The 16,760-nt window shown below is 58.8% G+C and carries 16 protein-coding genes; 10 read left to right on the forward strand and 6 right to left on the reverse strand.

Features of this window, described 5'->3' with window-relative positions; all coding sequences use genetic code 11:
* Window positions 1–130 precede the first annotated feature (130 nt).
* Entirely contained in the window at window positions 131–2,242 is a 2,112-nt protein-coding gene (locus VFW72_RS11220; protein ID WP_329674383.1) for a hypothetical protein, read from the forward strand.
* Window positions 2,243–2,406: 164 nt separating this feature from the next.
* On the opposite strand, the gene VFW72_RS11225 is transcribed toward VFW72_RS11220, so the two are convergent.
* Window positions 2,407–3,957, reverse strand: a complete 1,551-nt coding sequence (locus VFW72_RS11225) for a diguanylate cyclase (RefSeq protein WP_329674384.1) — start codon at window positions 3,955–3,957, stop codon at window positions 2,407–2,409.
* A gap of 333 nt (window positions 3,958–4,290) precedes the next feature.
* Between VFW72_RS11225 and VFW72_RS11230 the strand changes: the two genes are divergently transcribed.
* A complete protein-coding gene (locus VFW72_RS11230; protein ID WP_329674385.1) occupies window positions 4,291–5,031 on the forward strand; it encodes a substrate-binding periplasmic protein in 741 nt (246 codons plus the stop codon).
* 67 nt (window positions 5,032–5,098) lie between these two features.
* On the opposite strand, the gene VFW72_RS11235 is transcribed toward VFW72_RS11230, so the two are convergent.
* Window positions 5,099–5,893, reverse strand: coding sequence for a transporter (locus VFW72_RS11235; protein WP_329674386.1), 795 nt, complete (start codon window positions 5,891–5,893; stop codon window positions 5,099–5,101).
* 29 nt (window positions 5,894–5,922) lie between these two features.
* Entirely contained in the window at window positions 5,923–6,516 is a 594-nt protein-coding gene (locus tag VFW72_RS11240; protein WP_329674387.1) for a chalcone isomerase family protein, read from the reverse strand.
* A gap of 634 nt (window positions 6,517–7,150) precedes the next feature.
* Between VFW72_RS11240 and VFW72_RS11245 the strand changes: the two genes are divergently transcribed.
* From VFW72_RS11245 to VFW72_RS11265, 5 genes are all read left to right on the forward strand, one after another.
* Window positions 7,151–7,387, forward strand: a complete 237-nt coding sequence (locus tag VFW72_RS11245) for a hypothetical protein (protein WP_329674388.1) — start codon at window positions 7,151–7,153, stop codon at window positions 7,385–7,387.
* Window positions 7,388–7,432: 45 nt separating this feature from the next.
* On the forward strand, window positions 7,433–7,699 hold the full coding sequence (gene infA / locus VFW72_RS11250) for a translation initiation factor IF-1 (protein ID WP_329674389.1): 267 nt from the start codon (window positions 7,433–7,435) through the stop codon (window positions 7,697–7,699).
* A 62-nt stretch (window positions 7,700–7,761) separates the two neighbouring features.
* The gene (locus tag VFW72_RS11255; protein ID WP_329674390.1) at window positions 7,762–8,076 is read left to right on the forward strand and encodes an RNA-binding protein; all 315 of its coding nucleotides are present in this window, start codon (window positions 7,762–7,764) and stop codon (window positions 8,074–8,076) included.
* 244 nt (window positions 8,077–8,320) lie between these two features.
* Entirely contained in the window at window positions 8,321–8,551 is a 231-nt protein-coding gene (locus VFW72_RS11260; protein WP_329674391.1) for a VF530 family protein, read from the forward strand.
* A gap of 85 nt (window positions 8,552–8,636) precedes the next feature.
* Window positions 8,637–8,834: an oxidoreductase-like domain-containing protein gene (locus VFW72_RS11265; protein ID WP_329674392.1), complete on the forward strand. Its 198-nt coding sequence runs from the start codon at window positions 8,637–8,639 to the stop codon at window positions 8,832–8,834.
* On the opposite strand, the gene VFW72_RS11270 is transcribed toward VFW72_RS11265, so the two are convergent.
* Window positions 8,816–9,253 carry an SRPBCC domain-containing protein gene (locus VFW72_RS11270; protein ID WP_329674393.1) on the reverse strand — a complete coding sequence of 146 codons (438 nt, stop codon included), beginning with the start codon at window positions 9,251–9,253 and terminating at the stop codon, window positions 8,816–8,818. The two genes, VFW72_RS11265 and VFW72_RS11270, sit on opposite strands and share 19 nt — an antisense overlap.
* Before the next feature lie 125 nt (window positions 9,254–9,378).
* Here VFW72_RS11270 and VFW72_RS11275 point away from each other — a divergent pair, with 125 nt between their 5' ends.
* Window positions 9,379–10,623, forward strand: coding sequence for a saccharopine dehydrogenase family protein (locus VFW72_RS11275; RefSeq protein WP_329674394.1), 1,245 nt, complete (start codon window positions 9,379–9,381; stop codon window positions 10,621–10,623).
* Window positions 10,624–10,640: 17 nt separating this feature from the next.
* On the opposite strand, the gene VFW72_RS11280 is transcribed toward VFW72_RS11275, so the two are convergent.
* Both VFW72_RS11280 and VFW72_RS11285 read right to left on the reverse strand, forming a co-directional pair.
* Window positions 10,641–10,877 (reverse strand): hypothetical protein, encoded by a 237-nt coding sequence (locus VFW72_RS11280; RefSeq protein WP_329674395.1) that lies wholly within the window; start codon window positions 10,875–10,877, stop codon window positions 10,641–10,643.
* A gap of 73 nt (window positions 10,878–10,950) precedes the next feature.
* A complete protein-coding gene (locus VFW72_RS11285; protein ID WP_329674396.1) occupies window positions 10,951–12,354 on the reverse strand; it encodes an OmpP1/FadL family transporter in 1,404 nt (467 codons plus the stop codon).
* A gap of 228 nt (window positions 12,355–12,582) precedes the next feature.
* Between VFW72_RS11285 and VFW72_RS11290 the strand changes: the two genes are divergently transcribed.
* Together VFW72_RS11290 and VFW72_RS11295 are read left to right on the forward strand one after the other, a co-directional pair.
* Window positions 12,583–14,229 (forward strand): acyl-CoA synthetase, encoded by a 1,647-nt coding sequence (locus tag VFW72_RS11290; RefSeq protein WP_329674397.1) that lies wholly within the window; start codon window positions 12,583–12,585, stop codon window positions 14,227–14,229.
* 145 nt (window positions 14,230–14,374) lie between these two features.
* Window positions 14,375–16,759 (forward strand): methyl-accepting chemotaxis protein, encoded by a 2,385-nt coding sequence (locus VFW72_RS11295; RefSeq protein ID WP_329674398.1) that lies wholly within the window; start codon window positions 14,375–14,377, stop codon window positions 16,757–16,759.
* Window position 16,760: the final 1 nt, after the last annotated feature.

Consider the following 16,760-nt stretch of genomic DNA (forward strand, 5'->3'; position numbering starts at 1 on the left):
ACTGGAAAAATTCGAGGGAAGGCCTGAACTTTGCGCCACCGATTCATTGAATCAAGGGGGGGCGTTAGTTTCTCCGCCAAAGGCGTATCAACGAAAATAGATGGCTGGATCGGAGTAACAAGGGTAGGACATGAGCAGCAGGAATAAGCGGACGCATCAAAAACTCCTGGGCGCAGTAGCTTTGCTGAGTTTGGGCTTGACGGCATGTGGTGGCGGTGGCGGTGATTCACCAGCCTATGTTCAAAGCCAAAACGATGCGCCTGCACAAGCCTTTGCGTTAACTTCCGACAATGCTGATACGGCCATGGGTTTTGGCGCCAGCGTAGGCGACGCTGTGCTCGCGCTTGCGAAATTGGCGGCAGTTCAAACAGTGCAGGCAGTCGGGAGCGCTGCTACGAGCAGTTCATGCGCCAACGGGGGCATTGTCCAGACCAGCTGGGCGATTGGTGCCGAAAACGCACAAAGGGTCTCAGGTGACACGCTCACCATCAAATATCGTGACTGTGCAATTGCTCAAACCGGCTCGATACTGACCGGCACAGTTTTGATCTCAATCCTCTCCAAAAGCGACAACACCCTGACGATGGGGGTGGATTACGGCTCAGGTTTGCTGCTGGTCGATCAAGCGGATCAGTCCCAATCCTATGTGCTGGGAACGATGAATGTCACTTGGTCCGATGATGGGCTGACACGCCAGATTGCTGTGGCCTCATCGTCAAAAGATGACCTGAGGATAACGGGTTCATACCAAAGGGATAGCGAGGTTGTGCAGGATACGGAGCAAGCACGGCTGATCGACATCCGGCAGACCTTGAGTCGCGAGCGCGCACGGGTCGTGACCAGTCTTAATTTCCAGCTCCAAAGTGTTTATCTTGGTGGCTCGTTGAATGTGTCCACCCCCGTAGCGCTGGCTAGCTATTTCGATACCTATCCGGATAGCGGCGAGATTCATGTTCGAGCATCTGGGCAGGCTGTGGCCAAGCTGAAGGCCAATTACGTCATCGATAGCAATCGGGCCTCTTATGCATTCGATGTCAATGGAGATGGGGTTGCGGAGGACCAAGGCTACGCAGAATGGGGGCAGTTGACAACGGGGGTCATTTGGTGGGGCGAGGATCTGGGCGCGCAAAGTCAGTTTGCCGCGGGGAGCGCAAGGCCCTTCTTATCTAACGATTTCCGTATTTTGAAGTCCCCGTTTTCGACAGGGGTCATGAGCCAGCTGCCCAGTATGGCGATCCAGTTCTCTCGGGAGTTGGACGCTGATTCCCTCCCGCGTTTGCAACTGGTCAGGACCAACTACGACTACGGGAATCCCAATATCTGGGGCGACGCCGTGGTGCCGCTGACCCTTCAAGTCAAGGGGGCATACTTGCTTCTCACGCCATCTCAGCCTCTTCAGCATGGCGTTACGTACATGTTGCAGGCGGTCAATGAGAATGGAGGCGCGTTGGGTGCCATTCTCTACAGAGACTCCATGGGCAACATGTTGAGTGACTCGATGTACAGATTCACCGTTGACGCTTCTCTGAGTGCGGCCATCACCTTCCCTTTTGATGTGCCTCTACTGACCCGCATCAGGCCCGTGACCTTGAGCGCAGCGTCATCCCAAAGCACAAATGGCATTGTGAGTTACCGCTGGACTCAAGTGAACGGAGTCGGCGTAACCTTCAGTGACCCCGACAAGCCGACTACAACGGTGACATTGAATGACGGAGTTGTGGGCAACGCTAGTGTGACCGTGCAACTGCAGATCACGGATGTGAACGGTCAGGTCGAATATGCGAGAAAGACAATCACCGTGATCTCGGAACCGGAGAGCACCAACTTGTTGTACTTTAGAAGTCAGCCTGGTGACTATGTCGGGCAAGGCTTGCAGCAGGTGATCCCATCTCCGGCAGGCGATTTTGCGGGCTACGCAGGCCCCACCTATCTGAGGTTTGCCTCGAACACACCGGGCGGCTGGTCACTTGATCTGTCGGGTGGCGGCGTTCCGATTCGTGTTGGATCATATGAAAACGCCACAAGAGCACCTTTCAATGGCTCAGGCAATGGCGTTAGCTTTTCTGGTGATGGAAGAGGTTGCAATTCCGTGACTGGTCGATTCGACGTGCTCGAGGTCGTCTATGACGGTAGTGGTAAGGTTGCTCGCTTGGCAGTAGACTTCGAGCAGCATTGCGAGGGAGGTTCGGCTGCTTTGTTCGGGTCTCTCCGATACAAAAGCGCTTTACCTGTTCGTCCTTGACTGGCGCTTGAAGTCGATTACTCATCGCTGACGCGATCCACCTTGTCATGTTTTGCCTGATCTAGGCATCAGGCTCCCCCTGAAGGCTACGGCTTGTGTCCGTGGCCTTTTTCTTTTCTTGCCCACACGGCAGAGTGGGGCACAAGTGACTCCATCGATCGGCATTAATTGGCAATCGGCTCAGCAACCACTGCTCTGTCACGACCTGAGGTCTTGGCTCGGTAAAGCGCATCATCTGCCACCTTGTATGCCTCACTGACAGGCATCCATCTGTTGCCAGCTATGCAAACACCTCCAATGGAGACCGTCATCCGTCCACTGGGATTGCCCACATGCTCCAGTGCAAGATCCCGGACTTCCTGGTTGATCCTCTCCATCATTACTGGTAGCTCCGAGGGGCTGTTCAAGGGCAGTAATGCGGCGAACTCTTCTCCCCCAACCCGAAAGACTTGGTCAACTTCGCGGCGCAAGGCTTTGCGGATCGCACCTGCAACGGCCTTGAGCGCAACGTCGCCTTGCTGGTGGCCGTAGTGGTCGTTGTATTTCTTGAAGAAATCGATGTCGAGCAATATCAGGCCAGTTGTGAGGTGCTTGCGGCGTACCAGTTCGAACTGCTGTCCTGCCATTGCATCAAAGTAGCGACGGTTGTGCAGCCCTGTCAGTCCATCAGTAATGGCCAAGTTTCGTGCAAGGCGATGACTGCGGGTCAACATGAGCAGAAACAGAAACGTCACGGCCAGTGCGATCACGGCCATCAGATGCCACATCCGACCTTGCAACGATGCGGCCAAGAGCGCTCCTTCATCGATGGTGAGTTCGACTGCCCAGGGTGCATTTGAAAGGGGGAGCACGATGCGATCATGTGGCTTGCCTACATCGTCTTCGTGAGCCCAGGCCTGGAGAATCGTCTGACCCTCAGGGTTCTTCGTGATGTGGATGTGGGTTTTCGGAATGGGCACGCCACGCAGAAACTGGCGCAAGCTCTCTAACTTGAAATCAATGTTGAGACTGCCAAGAAAGTGGTCGCCCTGGTACACGGGTTTCGTGATGGTCACGATCTCTCCTTGACCTGCGGCGTCTGTATAGGGCTGACTCCAGTGAACATGTCGCTCGGGGTTGGCCTCTGGCGTCGCTTTGGCGAAGTAATCCCTTTTCAGCAGCTGTTCGTTGAAGAAGAAGTTTTCGGAACCCCGATAGGGAAAGATGAACATGAAGCCTCGGGCAGAGGCGTAGTGGATCCAAGGAATGTGGTCGCCACGCTCTTTGATGGCGCGCATCAGAGGAGTCAGACTCACCACCATCTGCATCTCCTGCTTGATGGGGTCGTTGATGCCGGGAACGGGGCCCAATCCCGTGAAGCGTCCGAGGTGCTGATGATCCCCGAAGCCAGGAGGAAGATCAGATTCAAATCCGTCACCTTTGGCTGTGCGCTTCAGTCGTTCTATGGGGTTGTCCAGGGTTGGGGCGTGCCCGGATAGGCTGCGCTCTGCCTGGTAAGACATCGCGTTCAGATAAGACACATGAACATCGAGCTCGTGATCCAGAGACTTCGCGATGAGCTGGCCCGCGACGCGGACCTGCTCGCGGCCTTCCAAAATGCTGTCATGGACCCTCACGGCGGTTCCCCATGCCGCCGCGACGACGGCCACTGCAAGCGCTGCCAAGATCAAATTGCCGAGTCGCTGGCGGTTTGATTCATTGATTCGTTTGAGCATGGGACACCCTACCTCAGCCTTGTCGATTTCTCAAAAAATTGTCTGCTCTTTCGGATGATCAGGAGGGATAGCTTGACCACCACGACACCCCACTCGTGAAATATTGCATCCCAGAGGTGATGGGCGTCGCTCGCTCAAAGCAGTCCCGCCACGCTCACGTTTGGCACGTCGGGGGCACCCTAGTTATGTCGAGTCAGACTCGGGATACCATCTGAAGCTCAATATGGGGGGGCTATTTGAGATGGGGGATGGCAAAACGTCTTCGACTCCAATGACCCTGAAAATAGGGTGAAGGTCATGTGGTGCACATCAGGTTTCAGATTTGCTTTGTGGATGGCTGCAGTGTTTGCCGCGCCATCCTTTGCGCAGACACGTCCCCATTTCATCGCATGCAGCCACAATCTGCCGCCGCACAGTTTTCAGGCGTCTGATGGAAGTCCTGCTGGCCTGGCGAGTGAGGTTCTGTTGCAGGTGGCAAAGCGCTTGCGTTGGGAAATCACGGTCAACTATTCGACCTGGATGAGAGCTCGTGTTGACGCCAAGAGCGGCCGATGCGATTTGATCTATACCCTGCTGAAAAAGCCGGAATACGAAGAGTTTGTGGTTTATCCAGGTACTGGTCTGGCCGATCGAGTCAATGTGCTGCTGGTCAAGAAAAACAGAGCCATTCGTTACGACGGTGACTTGGAAGGGTTCATGCGACGGTATTCGATCGGTTTGTACAAGGACAAAGCGGTTAGCCCGTACTTTGATCAACTCAAGAAGCAAGCGTGGGCTCGAGTCGAGGAGCCCATGCAGGCTGAGAGCGTGATGAAGATGCTGCTGGCTGATCGATTTGACGCCGCAATTGAAAACAAGGCCACAGCCATTGCTGAGTTGCATAGCCTCGGCGCATACGATCAGGTTGAGATTCTGTCGCCGTCACTTTGGGTCACGCCTTCTTATATCGGCTTTAGCAAGAACGGACGTGCGCTGCCTTGGCTCGACGAGTTCGATCGCGAATTGAAGGAGTTCAAAGCCAGCCCTGATTACAAGGCATTGATTGAGCGATACGAAAACAGCCTTGCGAAATAGACATTTGTCTCGCGCCAGTCAAGGAAGACATGGTCTTGGTGGGGGCTGCCTCTTTGATGGGGCGGTGTCAGAACAGAATTGAAATGCCGGTCGTCCATTGCTGTTTGGGGGCGGCTTGGGTCAGCCCCCTTGCAACGGCGAAGTCGAGTTGCACTCGGTCGGCGAGGCGATACGCCAGCCCAGTTCCAATGGACACCTGATTGCCCCCGTTCTTTCGCGAGGTCAATTGGTCTGCGGATAGCTCGAAGAAGGCTTGGGTCCGGTCGTTCAGCTGGGCACCCAGTGACACGGCGAAGATGCCGCCCACATAACGCTGGTTGGCGTCGTTATGGCTGGTGTAGAGACCGGGCATGACGCCCAGCGACCAGGTTCCCCAATCCCATTCGGCCACGTAGCGTGCGGAAGGCCGCAAGCCTTGTTCTCGGAACGGGGCAGAGCCCGTAGGCGCATCGACGTGAAACAGCCAGGCGGTGCTCGGTGCGCTGTCGCTTTCCGAAGAGGGCGCCATTTGCCATTTCAGCCCAAAGGCGAGGTCGCTTGTGCCACGCGATGTGCTTGGGCCTGCGGGTAGCCAGACCTTGTCACGCGTCAGCCCGTCTGTTTCCAGGCGAAGCTCCACCCGGTCAGTCAGGCCCATGCGAAGCAACAGCGGTGTGGTGTGAGTGCGGCTGCGGGGGGCATCCTTGCTTTCTCGGGCCTGGGCATAGCCCATTTCCACTTGAAAGCGACCGGGGGCCATCACGGTGCTCGACTCGGCGGTGCCAGGGCGATCCGTGCTGATGACGTCTTCGGCCTGCGCGAGCCCGGAGGCCGCCCATAGCAGGCAACTCAGACTGCAAGACGTGAGCAGGCGAGGGCGCATCTCGTGTCCGCGCGATGGTTGGTGCTGGGTCAGTCTGTTTCGCCCAGCAGTCGGGCTTTGAGTCCACGATCGGCGGGCTTCTCGCCCAGCCAGATGCGCATCAGCGCACGATAAAAGTCTTCACCTGGCAAGTCCTTCACCAGGATCTTGTTGTTGTGGCTGACAACCGTTCCCAGGCCCGGCACGAATTCGATTTTCACGATCGCGTCTTCTTCGATTTCGCCGGCGGCACGCAGGCCGTTGGCCAAATGCTCCAGGCGCGGGCGAAGGTCTTTCAACTCGGCTTCAGGGGTGTTGTTTTCCACGCCAAACACCAGTGCGTCAATCAGCTTTTGCGCCTTGACATCACGCTTGAGCACCACGTGCATGCTCTTGTAGCCGGGGGCATCCAGCAGCCCTTGGGCCGTGGTTTCCTTCTTCTGAACATACAGACCCAAGGTGTACACCTTGATGAACATCATCTTGCGCAGGCCCGCGCCATTGAGCTGCAAGGGTTGGCCAGCGAGGCTGTAGGTGTCTTCAAATTTGACCCCCGCTACTTCGACCGCAGCATGGGCAGGCGACAGGAGCGCCGAGGCCAATGCCAAGCTCAACGACAGGGCCCAATTCTTCATCACCGACATGTGCTCATCCTTGAACAAAAGATTTGTGTTCAAGCGGCCAACCTGATGGCGGCCCCCTGTCCCTTGAATGCCATTTGTTTCAACAACATGCGGCATGTCATTGCGCATGCCACAAGGTCGTTAGAAACAAGATGCTACATGGCTATCGTGGATTGTTCCTAACCAGATCGGCCAGTTTGCGCAAAAGCAAATGCACAAAACCACGAATCCGTGCTGAATTGACGCTTTCCTGTTCACCGCCTGATTGCGCCCGCGCGGGCCGCTGGGGTGTGCGTGGGTTTCTTGTGCGTCTGTTTCCCACCAATTTGATGGGGCAAAAAATAATCTGCACAGAAACGCATTCACTGTTATAGTGGTTTGCATCTGCTGCAGTTTCGCTTACCTCCGCAGCACTTGTTGATTGCCCGCACCCTGCGGTGCAGTTCTCGCAACCTCCCAGATCATCTGGCTTCAGGTTGCCGTATCCAGGCAAGCATCGTCTGGTTCAATCCTCCTGATTCGCTCGTTTTCAGAGCTTGCTTCCTCAGGATCCGAATCGCTCCTTGTGCCCTAGGCAAAAGCCGTGTCGTTGTGCGATGCCGCTTCGTTTGCCTGACTTGATTGGCTTCGCCTCTTTCGGCAGCCCTAATTTTTCTTGATTCATTCCTCACACCAAGCTCAAACGGTCGGCCGTTTTGTGCTCTCTCCGATCACCCGTCAAACCGAGTCTGGTCAGTATCTGGCCTCGCTGTCGATCCGCAGCGGACGAGGTTCCGGCACCCACGATCGGGTTTACCGCTTCATTCCTCAGTTTTCCACTCCCCAGGCTGCTGCGCACTACGCGCTGGAGGTCGGGCTGTCGTACGTCCAGCAACCGGCACTGCCGGCTTGATGGGCGAACTGAGTCAACCTCTACAGCGACTTGCAAAGGCAATCCATGGCTAAAGAAGAACTGATTGAAATGCGCGGCCAAGTGGCCGAAGTGCTGCCCGACTCGCGTTTCCGCGTCACGCTGGACAACGGTCATACCTTGATCGCCTACAGCGGCGGCAAGATGCGCAAGAACCACATTCGTATTCTGGCGGGAGACAAGGTCTCTTTGGAGTTGTCGCCTTATGACCTGAGCAAGGGCCGCATCACCTTCCGCCATCTGGAGCCTCGCGCAGGCGGTGCCTATTCCGGCGCCCCACGTCGTCGCTTCTGAGAAATCGCCTGGGGTCGCGGCAGGCATCGATTCACCGCGGCATATTCTTTTTGAAAGGTCCAATGATGGACAGCAAGCTTTACGTTGGCAATTTGCCCTATTCCATGCGCGACGATGATCTGCAGGAACACTTCTCCCGTTTCGGTCAGGTCGTGTCTGCCAAGGTCATGATGGATCGCGACACCGGTCGCTCCAAGGGCTTTGCCTTCGTTGAGATGGGTTCTCGCGAAGACGCACAAGGTGCGATCCGCGGCATGAACGGTCATTCGTTTGAAGGTCGTGCCCTGGTTGTGAACGAGGCCCGCCCACGCGAAGAGCGTCCTGGTGGCTTCGGCGGTGGCAATCGCGGTGGCTTCGGCGGCGGTCGTCGCTTCTGATCAGACTCGGTCTGAGCACTTTTCGGTAGCGCCCGTCAGGGCGCACCGCTGCGTGTGAACCCGCACCAAGCTCAGGTTTCGACCTGAGTCGGGTGCGGTTTTCGCGCTGGTAACACATCGCCGTGATGGCGATTGTTGTACCTTCGAACCTTCCAATGGGTGGCAGCCGGGCTTGGCCGATCAGGTCAACCGCCTACAATTGCCTGAGCGTTTTTCGGCAATCAGCATCGGCTCTGTTTCATCCATGGATCACCAACCCCAAAACCCTCTGCACGGCGCCACGCTCGAACACATCGTCGAGTGCCTGGCTGACCATTACGGTTGGGCTGAGTTGGGGCGCCTGATTCCGATTCGCTGCTTCACGCATGACCCGAGTGTGTCTTCCAGCCTGAAGTTCCTGCGTCGCACGCCATGGGCGCGTGCCAAGGTGGAAGCCTTGTATATAGACACCTGGCGGCGGGCACGAGGCCTTTGACTGCTGCGCCCATCGCGCTCTGAGCCTGAAGGGCTATGGCGCAGTCTTGGGCAAAATCCAATCGCTTGCGTCAGAATAGCTCGCCATGAGTGACGCTGTACCCCATCCTGATCCCAAGCCAGAGCCTCCCGAGGCCCCTGACATCAACGCCTGTTGCGCCAGCGGGTGCGATCCGTGCATTTTTGATTTGCACGACATGGCCATGGATGAGTACCGCCAAGCGCTGCGGGCCTGGCAAGCCAGGCAAGACGCTGCAAACGCGTCTCAGCAGCGCACGGACTGATCGCCAGCCAATTCGGCGGCCAGACGATCGAGGTTTTGCTCGTTGGCTGGTTCTACGATGTGGCGCACGGCTTGTGCAATGGCCGGGTCGGCAAAGACTTGTTGCCACTCCAGCAGGGTGCCCTTTGGGTGGGGGTGCAAGTGGATGGTCAACTCAAAGTGCGGTGCGCACACGTGTTTGAGTACGACCCGCCGGTCAACCTCAATGGTTGAGAACACCGATTCGTTGGGGTAGACCGTGCCGTCGGGGCCCACCATGTCGAACACCCACCGGCCCCCCGGGTGAAACTCGAAAACAGAAAAGCGGTTGGAAAAGCCCTGAGGGCCCCACCAACGGGCCAGCCTGTTGCCGTTCTGGATGGCATCAAACAGTGCCGCTGGCTCAACGGGAAACAGCCGGCTGGTTCTGAAGGTGGTCATCGCAAGGGTTCCCGGTTGACTTGAGCATCAGCTGACGCAGGTGGATTGGAACGCATTAAAGCACCACTGGGCCGGGATGGCTATCATGGGGACGATTCATACCCATTAGGAAACAGGAGCATTGGATGAGCACGTCGGCCTATGACCTGGTCGTTTTTGGCGCAAGCAGTTTTGTGGGGCAGATCCTGACGCGGTATCTGGCTGAGCATTTGGCTCAGCATCGAGAGCCGGTGCGTTGGGCCATTGCCGGACGATCCGCTTCGAAGCTGCAAGACGTCAAGCAAGCCCTGGGGTCTTTGGGTCAAGATTTGCCCGTCATCGTGGCCGATGCGGCCAATGAAGCCGATCTGCGTGCCCTGTGCGCACAGACGCGGGTGGTGGTGTCCACCGTGGGGCCTTACGCGCTGTATGGTGAGCCGCTGGTGAAGGTGTGTGCCGAGACGGGCACCGACTACTGCGACCTGACCGGTGAGGCGCAGTGGATCCGCCAGATGATTGAACGCTACGAAGGCGCTGCCAAGCAGTCAGGCGCACGCATTGTGCATTGCTGTGGCTTTGATTCGGTGCCTTCCGACATGGGCGTTTATTTCTTGCAGCAGCAGGCTCAGACTGTGTGGGGTGGGCCCGCCTCCCAAGTGAAAATGCGCGTGAAGGTGCTCAAGGGCGGTGCCTCAGGTGGCACCGTGGCCAGCATGATCAACGTCGTGAAAGAGGCGGCCTCGAATCCGGCTTTGCGCAAGGAGCTGCGCAATCCCTATTCGCTGTGTCCCACAGGCCATGGGCTCACGGCCCGCCAGCACGTGGTGCAAGGCGTTGAGCACGATGCCGATCTGAAAGCCTGGGTGGCCCCGTTTGTGATGGCGGCCATCAATGAGCGCGTGGTTCACCGTAGCAACGCCTTGTCGGGGCGCGCCTACGGGGCCGATTTCACCTACAACGAGGGCGTGCTGACGGGCGGCGGTTTCAAGGGGCGCTTGAGTGCCACGATGATGGTGGCCGGCCTGGCTGCCTTCATGGTGGGGGTGGTGATGGCCCCGACCCGGGCCTTGCTGGAGCGCTTTGTGCTGCCCAAGCCTGGTGAGGGCCCCAGTCCGCAAGCCCAGTTGGCGGGCCGGTTCGATCTGCGCTTCGTGGGGCGTAACTCGCAGGGGCAGGTGCTTCAGACTCGCGTCACAGGTGATCGCGATCCGGGCTATGGTTCAACCGGCAAGATGCTGGGGCAGGCGGTATTGAGCCTGGCCTTGGATCACGTACAAGATGGCGCCAAGACAGGCCGCGCAGGCGGATTCTGGACGCCCGCCACGATGTTTGACGACCGGTACTTGAGCCGCTTGTCGCGTTATGCCGGGGTGCAATTCGAGCGGGTCTGACCGCTCGGGCTGCCGTGTCAGCAGCGGCCTGAGCGGCGGCTGCGAGGTTGAAGCTTGTCCAGTTCGGTGATTTGCTGCTTGAGCAGGATCAGCAGCGTGCGCGCGTCGTCAACCGGGATCGACAAGCAGCTGGTGACGGCATTTTCGTCGCGCGGCGAGCGGGGCATGACCAGCACATCCACGCCCAGTTCAATCAGCCCCTTGTCGTGCTTGACGGACTTGATGCGTTGCAGTTCGATGTCGTAAGTTTTCATGGGGCTGGTTCTCTAGTAAACAAGGCCCTCGGCACGCCTGTAGCAGCCGAGGGCCTTTGAGGGCTTCGGTCGATCAGAACTTGCGGTTGTAACTCACACCGAGCAGTTGCAGACGAGTTTTGTACAGACCCTTGGTGGTTTCACCGTTGCCAGTGCAGCCGGTACTCAGCGGCGAGCAGTCGTTGCTGTAGTTGCCTTCGACTTGATCGAACTGAACGTAGCTGTAGGCCAGATCCACGCTGGAAGCCGCATCCAACTTGTAGCTCAGGCCGGCCGACAGCCAGGTGCGGTCGCCGTCAGGCAGGGCGGGGTGGGTCAGTTCGCTGCTGCGAACGGGCGATTGGTCCAGTGCCACGCCACCCTTGAGCACGGTGCGCTCGTTGAGGCGATAGTTGGCGCCCACCGACACGCGGAAGGTGTCACGCCAGCGCTGACGGATCACCTCGTCACCCAGTTGGCTGCCGGGGAACTCGATGTGCAGGTCTTGCAGACGCGAGTTGCGGGTCCAGGTCACATCAGCCATCGCGGCCCAGGTGGCGTTCAACTGGCTGAACACGTTGGCCGATACGGTTTCCGGCGTCATCAGCTTCACGCGACCATCAGAGTTGATCTTGTGCGACGAGTTCTGCAGGAATTGGTTGACGATGGGGTCGGTGGTGACGGTGGAGAAGTCCCAGATCGTGTCGCCCTTCAGTGTGTGGCTGATGGGGGAACGATAGGCCAGACCGAAACGAGTCGAGTCGCTCAGGTCGACCAGATAGCCCAGGTTGAAGCCATAGCCCCAGCCGTCGCCCTTGATTTGAGCGTGCGCATCTTGGGCGGAGGCCAGAACAGCCGGGTTGCCGCCTTGCGCTTGAATGGCCGAAACCACAGCGCCACCGACACCGGCGGCGGCCAGGGCAGCGATCGAGCCGGGCACGTCGACAGCCTGGCTGAGCTTGGCTTTCATGTACTCAGCCGTGAGGCCAAAGCCCAACGATTGGTGAGGGGCAAACTTCCAGGCCACCGAGGGGTTGATGGCCAGCGAAGCCAGTTCGATCGACTTCAGCGCATAGCGGCCTTGCCAGGTCGAACCATAGTTCAGCTTGGCGGCATAGGGCACGTACACACCCAGACCCCAGGTGAGATCGGCGTTGAGTGCGCGGCTCAGGTAGAAGGTGGGCACGATGGCGTGGTCAGGCGCGAAGCCGGAGGGCGTGGTGCCGCCGGTGGGCGTGCCGGTGAAACGGGTCGAGCCGCGGTCCTGGTAGGACATCTGTGGCACCACCAGGGTGCCGCCCAGTTGGTACTGAGAGCCCGAGAGCTTGGACAGCGCTGCGGGATTGAAGAACTGAGCCGAGGCATCGGCAGCTTCCGCACTGTTGGCGTCGGCGTTGGCTTGTGCCGACACGCTTTGAGAACCAAAGCGGTAACCGGAGGCCCAGACGGGCGTGACCGATGCGGCGAGCAGAAGAGGGAACAGGAACTTTTTGGACATGAACGTAAGGAGAAAAAGCTCCCCAGACTTTACTTATGGTGAGCGTGATGGACCCTGCCGCCTGGGCTGCAGGTTTGCACGCTGGCGATCTTAGTCGGTGTGACGCAATATGACGCGCGATTCGTGTGTCTTGCTTGACGAAATGGCTCGAAATTGGGGTCGAGTTATCTCGTAAAGTGTGCCAGTCGAAAAATGACCCTGTTGTGCTGTGGCCTAAGGAGTTTTGCCGTGAGTTCGATTTTTGATCAGCATTTGCCGCGTAACGAAGCCAACTATGCGGCTTTGAGCCCTCTGAGTTTCATCGAGCGCACGGCCGAGGTCTACCCTGACCGTCTGGCGATTGTTCATGGCCCGCTGCGACAAACCTGGTCCCAAACCTATCGCCGCTGTCGGCAGTTGGCCAGCGCCTTGCAGCAGCATGGCATTGGCAAGAATGACACCGTGGCGGTGATGCTGCCCAACACGCCGCCCATGGTGGAGTCGCACTTCGGTGTGCCCATGGCTGGCGCCGTGCTCAATGCCCTCAACACCCGCCTGGATGCCGAAGCCATTGCCTTCATGCTGGACCACGGTGAGGCCAAAGCGGTCATCGTCGACCCCGAGTTCGCTGCGGTGATGGGCAGGGCCCTGGCTTTGCGGCAGTCGTCCACGCCGATCCTGATCGTGGAGGTCAAAGACGATCTCTTCGGCCCGACGCGCCAGGCCCTGGGCGGTGTTGACTATGACGAATTCGTCGCTGGCGGTGACCCGGCTTTCGCATGGTCGCTGCCCGCCGACGAATGGGATGCCATTGCGCTGAACTACACCAGTGGCACCACAGGCAACCCCAAGGGGGTGGTCTATCACCACCGCGGGGCGGCAACCAATGCGATCAGCAATGTGCTCGAGTGGGACATGCCCAAGCATTCCGTCTATCTGTGGACCCTGCCCATGTTCCACTGCAATGGCTGGTGCTTCCCCTGGACCGTGGCGGTGCGCGCCGGTGTGAACGTGTGTTTGCGCCGCGTCGATGCGCAGGCCATTTTCGATGCCATTCGCGAGCACGGCGTCACGCATTACTGCGGCGCGCCCATCGTGCACGGCATGCTGGTCAACGCGCCTGAGGCCATGAAAGTGGGCTTGCCCACCGGCGTGAAGGCCATGGTGGCTGGGGCCGCGCCGCCCGCCGCCATGATCGAGGGCATGGAAAAGCTCGGTTTTGACCTGACCCATGTGTATGGCCTGACCGAGGTCTATGGCCCCGCCACGGTGTGCGCCAAACACGATGACTGGCAGAGCCTGGACATTGGCGAGCGTGCTCGCCTCAATGCCCGCCAAGGCGTGCGCTATCACCTGGAGCGCGATGTTCGCGTCATCAACCCCGACACCATGCAGCCCGTGCCGCAAGATGGCGAGACCATGGGTGAAATCATGTTCCGCGGCAACATCGCCATGAAGGGGTATTTGAAGAACCCCAAGGCCACGTCCGATGCATTTGCCGGTGGCTGGTTCCACAGCGGCGACCTGGCGGTGCAGTATCCAGATGGCTACATCAAGATCAAAGACCGCAGCAAGGACATCATCATTTCCGGTGGCGAAAACATTTCCTCCATCGAAGTGGAAGACGTGCTCTACCGCCACCCGGATGTGCTGACCGCAGCAGTCGTTGCCAAGCCTGACCCCAAGTGGGGCGAAACCCCGTGTGCGTTTGTGGAGTTGAAGGACGGCGCCACGACCACGGCCGAAGACATCGTGGCCCATTGCAAGAAACATCTTGCGGGTTTCAAGGTGCCGCGTGAGGTGGTGTTCTGCGAGGTGCCTAAAACCAGCACCGGCAAGATTCAGAAGTTCGAGTTGCGCAAGCTGGCAGGCTCGAAGTCGGCGATCGACGTTTAGTGCATCGCGGCGCGGGGGGAAGTTGCTTGATCCGTGGCGTTTGTCACGGAATGTCTTCATTTCCCCCGTAGGGGCCAGGAAGGCTTCAGTTGCGGAATTGACGGACGATAGTGTGGGGTATCCCTGATGTGAGCATTGACTCGCCATGATCGCCCGTATAGCCAGACTGTTGCATGTCATTTTGACGCCAGGCCTTTACCTGATGCGTCGGATGAAGCTGCCCGCCAAACTGGCTTTGCTGACCGGTGTGATGGCCCTGCCCTTGCTGGTGTTGCTGGTGCTGGTGGTCACGCGAACCACGACAGACATGCGCATCATTGAGCGCGAAATTCAGGGGTCGGATTTGGCCTCGCGCATGTTCGAGCTGACGCGGATGTTTCAGTCCGAACGCGGTCTGATCTTGCGTGCAACGCGGGGGGATGACTCTGTCACCAAGCGCCTGGGCGAACACACCCAACACCTTCAGCAGGCCTTGCAGGACGTCGGTCAGCTGGTCGGGGGGCTGGGGGAGCCGCTGCTGATCGCTCAGTGGCAGGAGTTGAAAAACGAGTCTGAGCAGTTGTTGAAACTGCGCCAGGATGCAAGTGCTGAGACCGACCCCGAGGAGGTGTATCGACGCGCCAATCAGGTGGTCAGTCATGCCAGCTCGCTGTTGCACCTTGTGGGTGAGGTGTATGGTTTGTATTTTGACCCCGATCCCCCCAGTTACTTGCTGATCGATTTGAGGTTGGAGCGCAGTCTCAGGCTGATTGAAGAGGTCGGGCGCACACGCGGGCGCGGTGCTGCGTGGCTTCTGGATGGCGGCCAGAGTGAACAAGATCGTGTGCGCTTGCGAAACGCTGTCGATCGGATTGAGTTGTCCATTGATGATCTTCAGTCCCACCTCAAATCGCTGGAGCGCGCGGGGGAGACCGATTTACAACCTTGGCGGAAGGCAGAACAAGCCGTTATCAGCTACATCGCGTACCTGAGGCAGATCACAGCCGACGACTCGCTGCGCGACGGCGTTTCGGCCGCGCAGCACGTGGATCGTGCGTCGGCCGTCATGGACGCGCTGGATGACGCACAGCGGCACAGCGCCAACGCGTTACAGCGCCGTTTGAACGAGCGCCTCGGGCAGGCCAAGGTTCGGCTGACGTTGGCCGTCACCGCTCTGGTTCTGGGCATCATGCTGCTGGCGTATTTTTCCTGGACCTTCGCCGTCAGCTTTGGCAATGGACTCAGGCAGTTGCAGCAGGCCCTGGGGCAATATGCCAAGGGCAACTTGACCCCCCGAGTCCAAGTCGAGGGCCAAGATGAGGTGGCTCACATCGGGTTGGCCGCCGAGCAGGTGGCCGAGCGTCTTTCGAACATCGTGAGTGAAATGCGCAGCAGCGCCATGCGATTGAGCCAGACGGGGGAAGCGGTGGCCGCGTCCGCCGCCTCTCTGGCCGATCGCACCGATGAACAGGCGCGTCAGATTGTGCAAACGGTGGAGGTCGTCAGCTCGCTGAGTCAGGCAGCGGCGGTCAACGCCGAGGCATCAGGACAGTTGAGCCGAACCACCGAGCAGCTCAAGGCCGACGCGTTGGCCAGTGGTCAGATCATGGACGAGACCGTGCATGCCATGGTTGATCTGGAATCCAGCTCACGCAAGGCCGGCGAGGTCATCGGCGTGATCGATGGCATCGCGTTTCAGACCAACATCCTGGCGCTGAATGCCGCAGTGGAAGCCGCCCGTGCGGGCGAGGCCGGGCGTGGCTTTGCTGTGGTGGCTGGCGAGGTTCGTGCGTTGGCTCAGCGCAGCGCGCAAGCGGCGGCAGAGGTGCGGCGTTTGCTCGACACCTCGAAGGGGCATGTGGAGCATTCCTCTCGGCGTCTTCAGGAAGCCGGGCGCGCCATTTCGGGTCTGGTCGATGGGGTCATGTCGATTTCGATCGCCTTGAAAGCGCAGGCCGACTCCAGTCATGAACAAAGCGCCAGCTTGTCGGGTGTGGCTCAAAGCGTCGGTAACCTCGATTCGTTGACCCGAATGAATCAGGGCATGGTCAATCACTCCACCGATGCCGCGTTGGAGTTGATGGACCGCGCTGGAGCGCTGGCCAATGACGTCTCGGCCATTCAGTTGCGGCAGGGATCTGCGGACGAGGCGCGCAATCTGGTGGACCGCGCCTTGTCCTTGATTCAGCGCATCGGGCTGGATGCCGCCATGGCCGAGATGCGTCAGCCTGGCGCAGGCTATGTCGACCGTGATCTGTATGTGTTCATCACCGACCGAAAGGGTGTGTACCGTTTGCATGCAGGCAACCCGGCCAAAGAGGGGCATCGCGTACATGAAGTTCCCGGGATCGATGGCGATGCCTTTGTGCGAGATGCCTGGAGCGCCGCCAATGGCTCGCACTGGGTTGACTACACCATCGTCAATCCCATCACAGGTTTGCCCCAAAAGAAAACCAGCTACGTTCTGCCGCTCGATGGAGAGTGCGTTCTGGGGTGCGGGTTCTATCGCCACGAGATGGCGGTGCCGGAGGCCGTGCAAGCCTTGAACTGAT

The sequence above is a fragment of the Aquabacterium sp. genome (genome assembly GCF_036273115.1).
Lineage (GTDB): Bacteria > Pseudomonadota > Gammaproteobacteria > Burkholderiales > Burkholderiaceae_C > Aquabacterium.

What these genes read in the sequence shown, in the direction of transcription:
- VFW72_RS11220 (WP_329674383.1), top strand. Translation starts at nt 131, where the DNA reads ATGAGCAGCAGGAATAAGCGGACGCATCAAAAACTCCTGGGCGCAGTA.
- VFW72_RS11225 (WP_329674384.1), bottom strand. Translation starts at nt 3,957, where the DNA reads ATGCTCAAACGAATCAATGAATCAAACCGCCAGCGACTCGGCAATTTG.
- VFW72_RS11230 (WP_329674385.1), top strand. Translation starts at nt 4,291, where the DNA reads ATGGCTGCAGTGTTTGCCGCGCCATCCTTTGCGCAGACACGTCCCCAT.
- VFW72_RS11235 (WP_329674386.1), bottom strand. Translation starts at nt 5,893, where the DNA reads ATGCGCCCTCGCCTGCTCACGTCTTGCAGTCTGAGTTGCCTGCTATGG.
- VFW72_RS11240 (WP_329674387.1), bottom strand. Translation starts at nt 6,516, where the DNA reads ATGTCGGTGATGAAGAATTGGGCCCTGTCGTTGAGCTTGGCATTGGCC.
- infA (WP_329674389.1), top strand. Translation starts at nt 7,433, where the DNA reads ATGGCTAAAGAAGAACTGATTGAAATGCGCGGCCAAGTGGCCGAAGTG.
- VFW72_RS11255 (WP_329674390.1), top strand. Translation starts at nt 7,762, where the DNA reads ATGATGGACAGCAAGCTTTACGTTGGCAATTTGCCCTATTCCATGCGC.
- VFW72_RS11260 (WP_329674391.1), top strand. Translation starts at nt 8,321, where the DNA reads ATGGATCACCAACCCCAAAACCCTCTGCACGGCGCCACGCTCGAACAC.
- VFW72_RS11265 (WP_329674392.1), top strand. Translation starts at nt 8,637, where the DNA reads ATGAGTGACGCTGTACCCCATCCTGATCCCAAGCCAGAGCCTCCCGAG.
- VFW72_RS11270 (WP_329674393.1), bottom strand. Translation starts at nt 9,253, where the DNA reads ATGACCACCTTCAGAACCAGCCGGCTGTTTCCCGTTGAGCCAGCGGCA.
- VFW72_RS11275 (WP_329674394.1), top strand. Translation starts at nt 9,379, where the DNA reads ATGAGCACGTCGGCCTATGACCTGGTCGTTTTTGGCGCAAGCAGTTTT.
- VFW72_RS11280 (WP_329674395.1), bottom strand. Translation starts at nt 10,877, where the DNA reads ATGAAAACTTACGACATCGAACTGCAACGCATCAAGTCCGTCAAGCAC.
- VFW72_RS11285 (WP_329674396.1), bottom strand. Translation starts at nt 12,354, where the DNA reads ATGTCCAAAAAGTTCCTGTTCCCTCTTCTGCTCGCCGCATCGGTCACG.
- VFW72_RS11295 (WP_329674398.1), top strand. Translation starts at nt 14,375, where the DNA reads ATGATCGCCCGTATAGCCAGACTGTTGCATGTCATTTTGACGCCAGGC.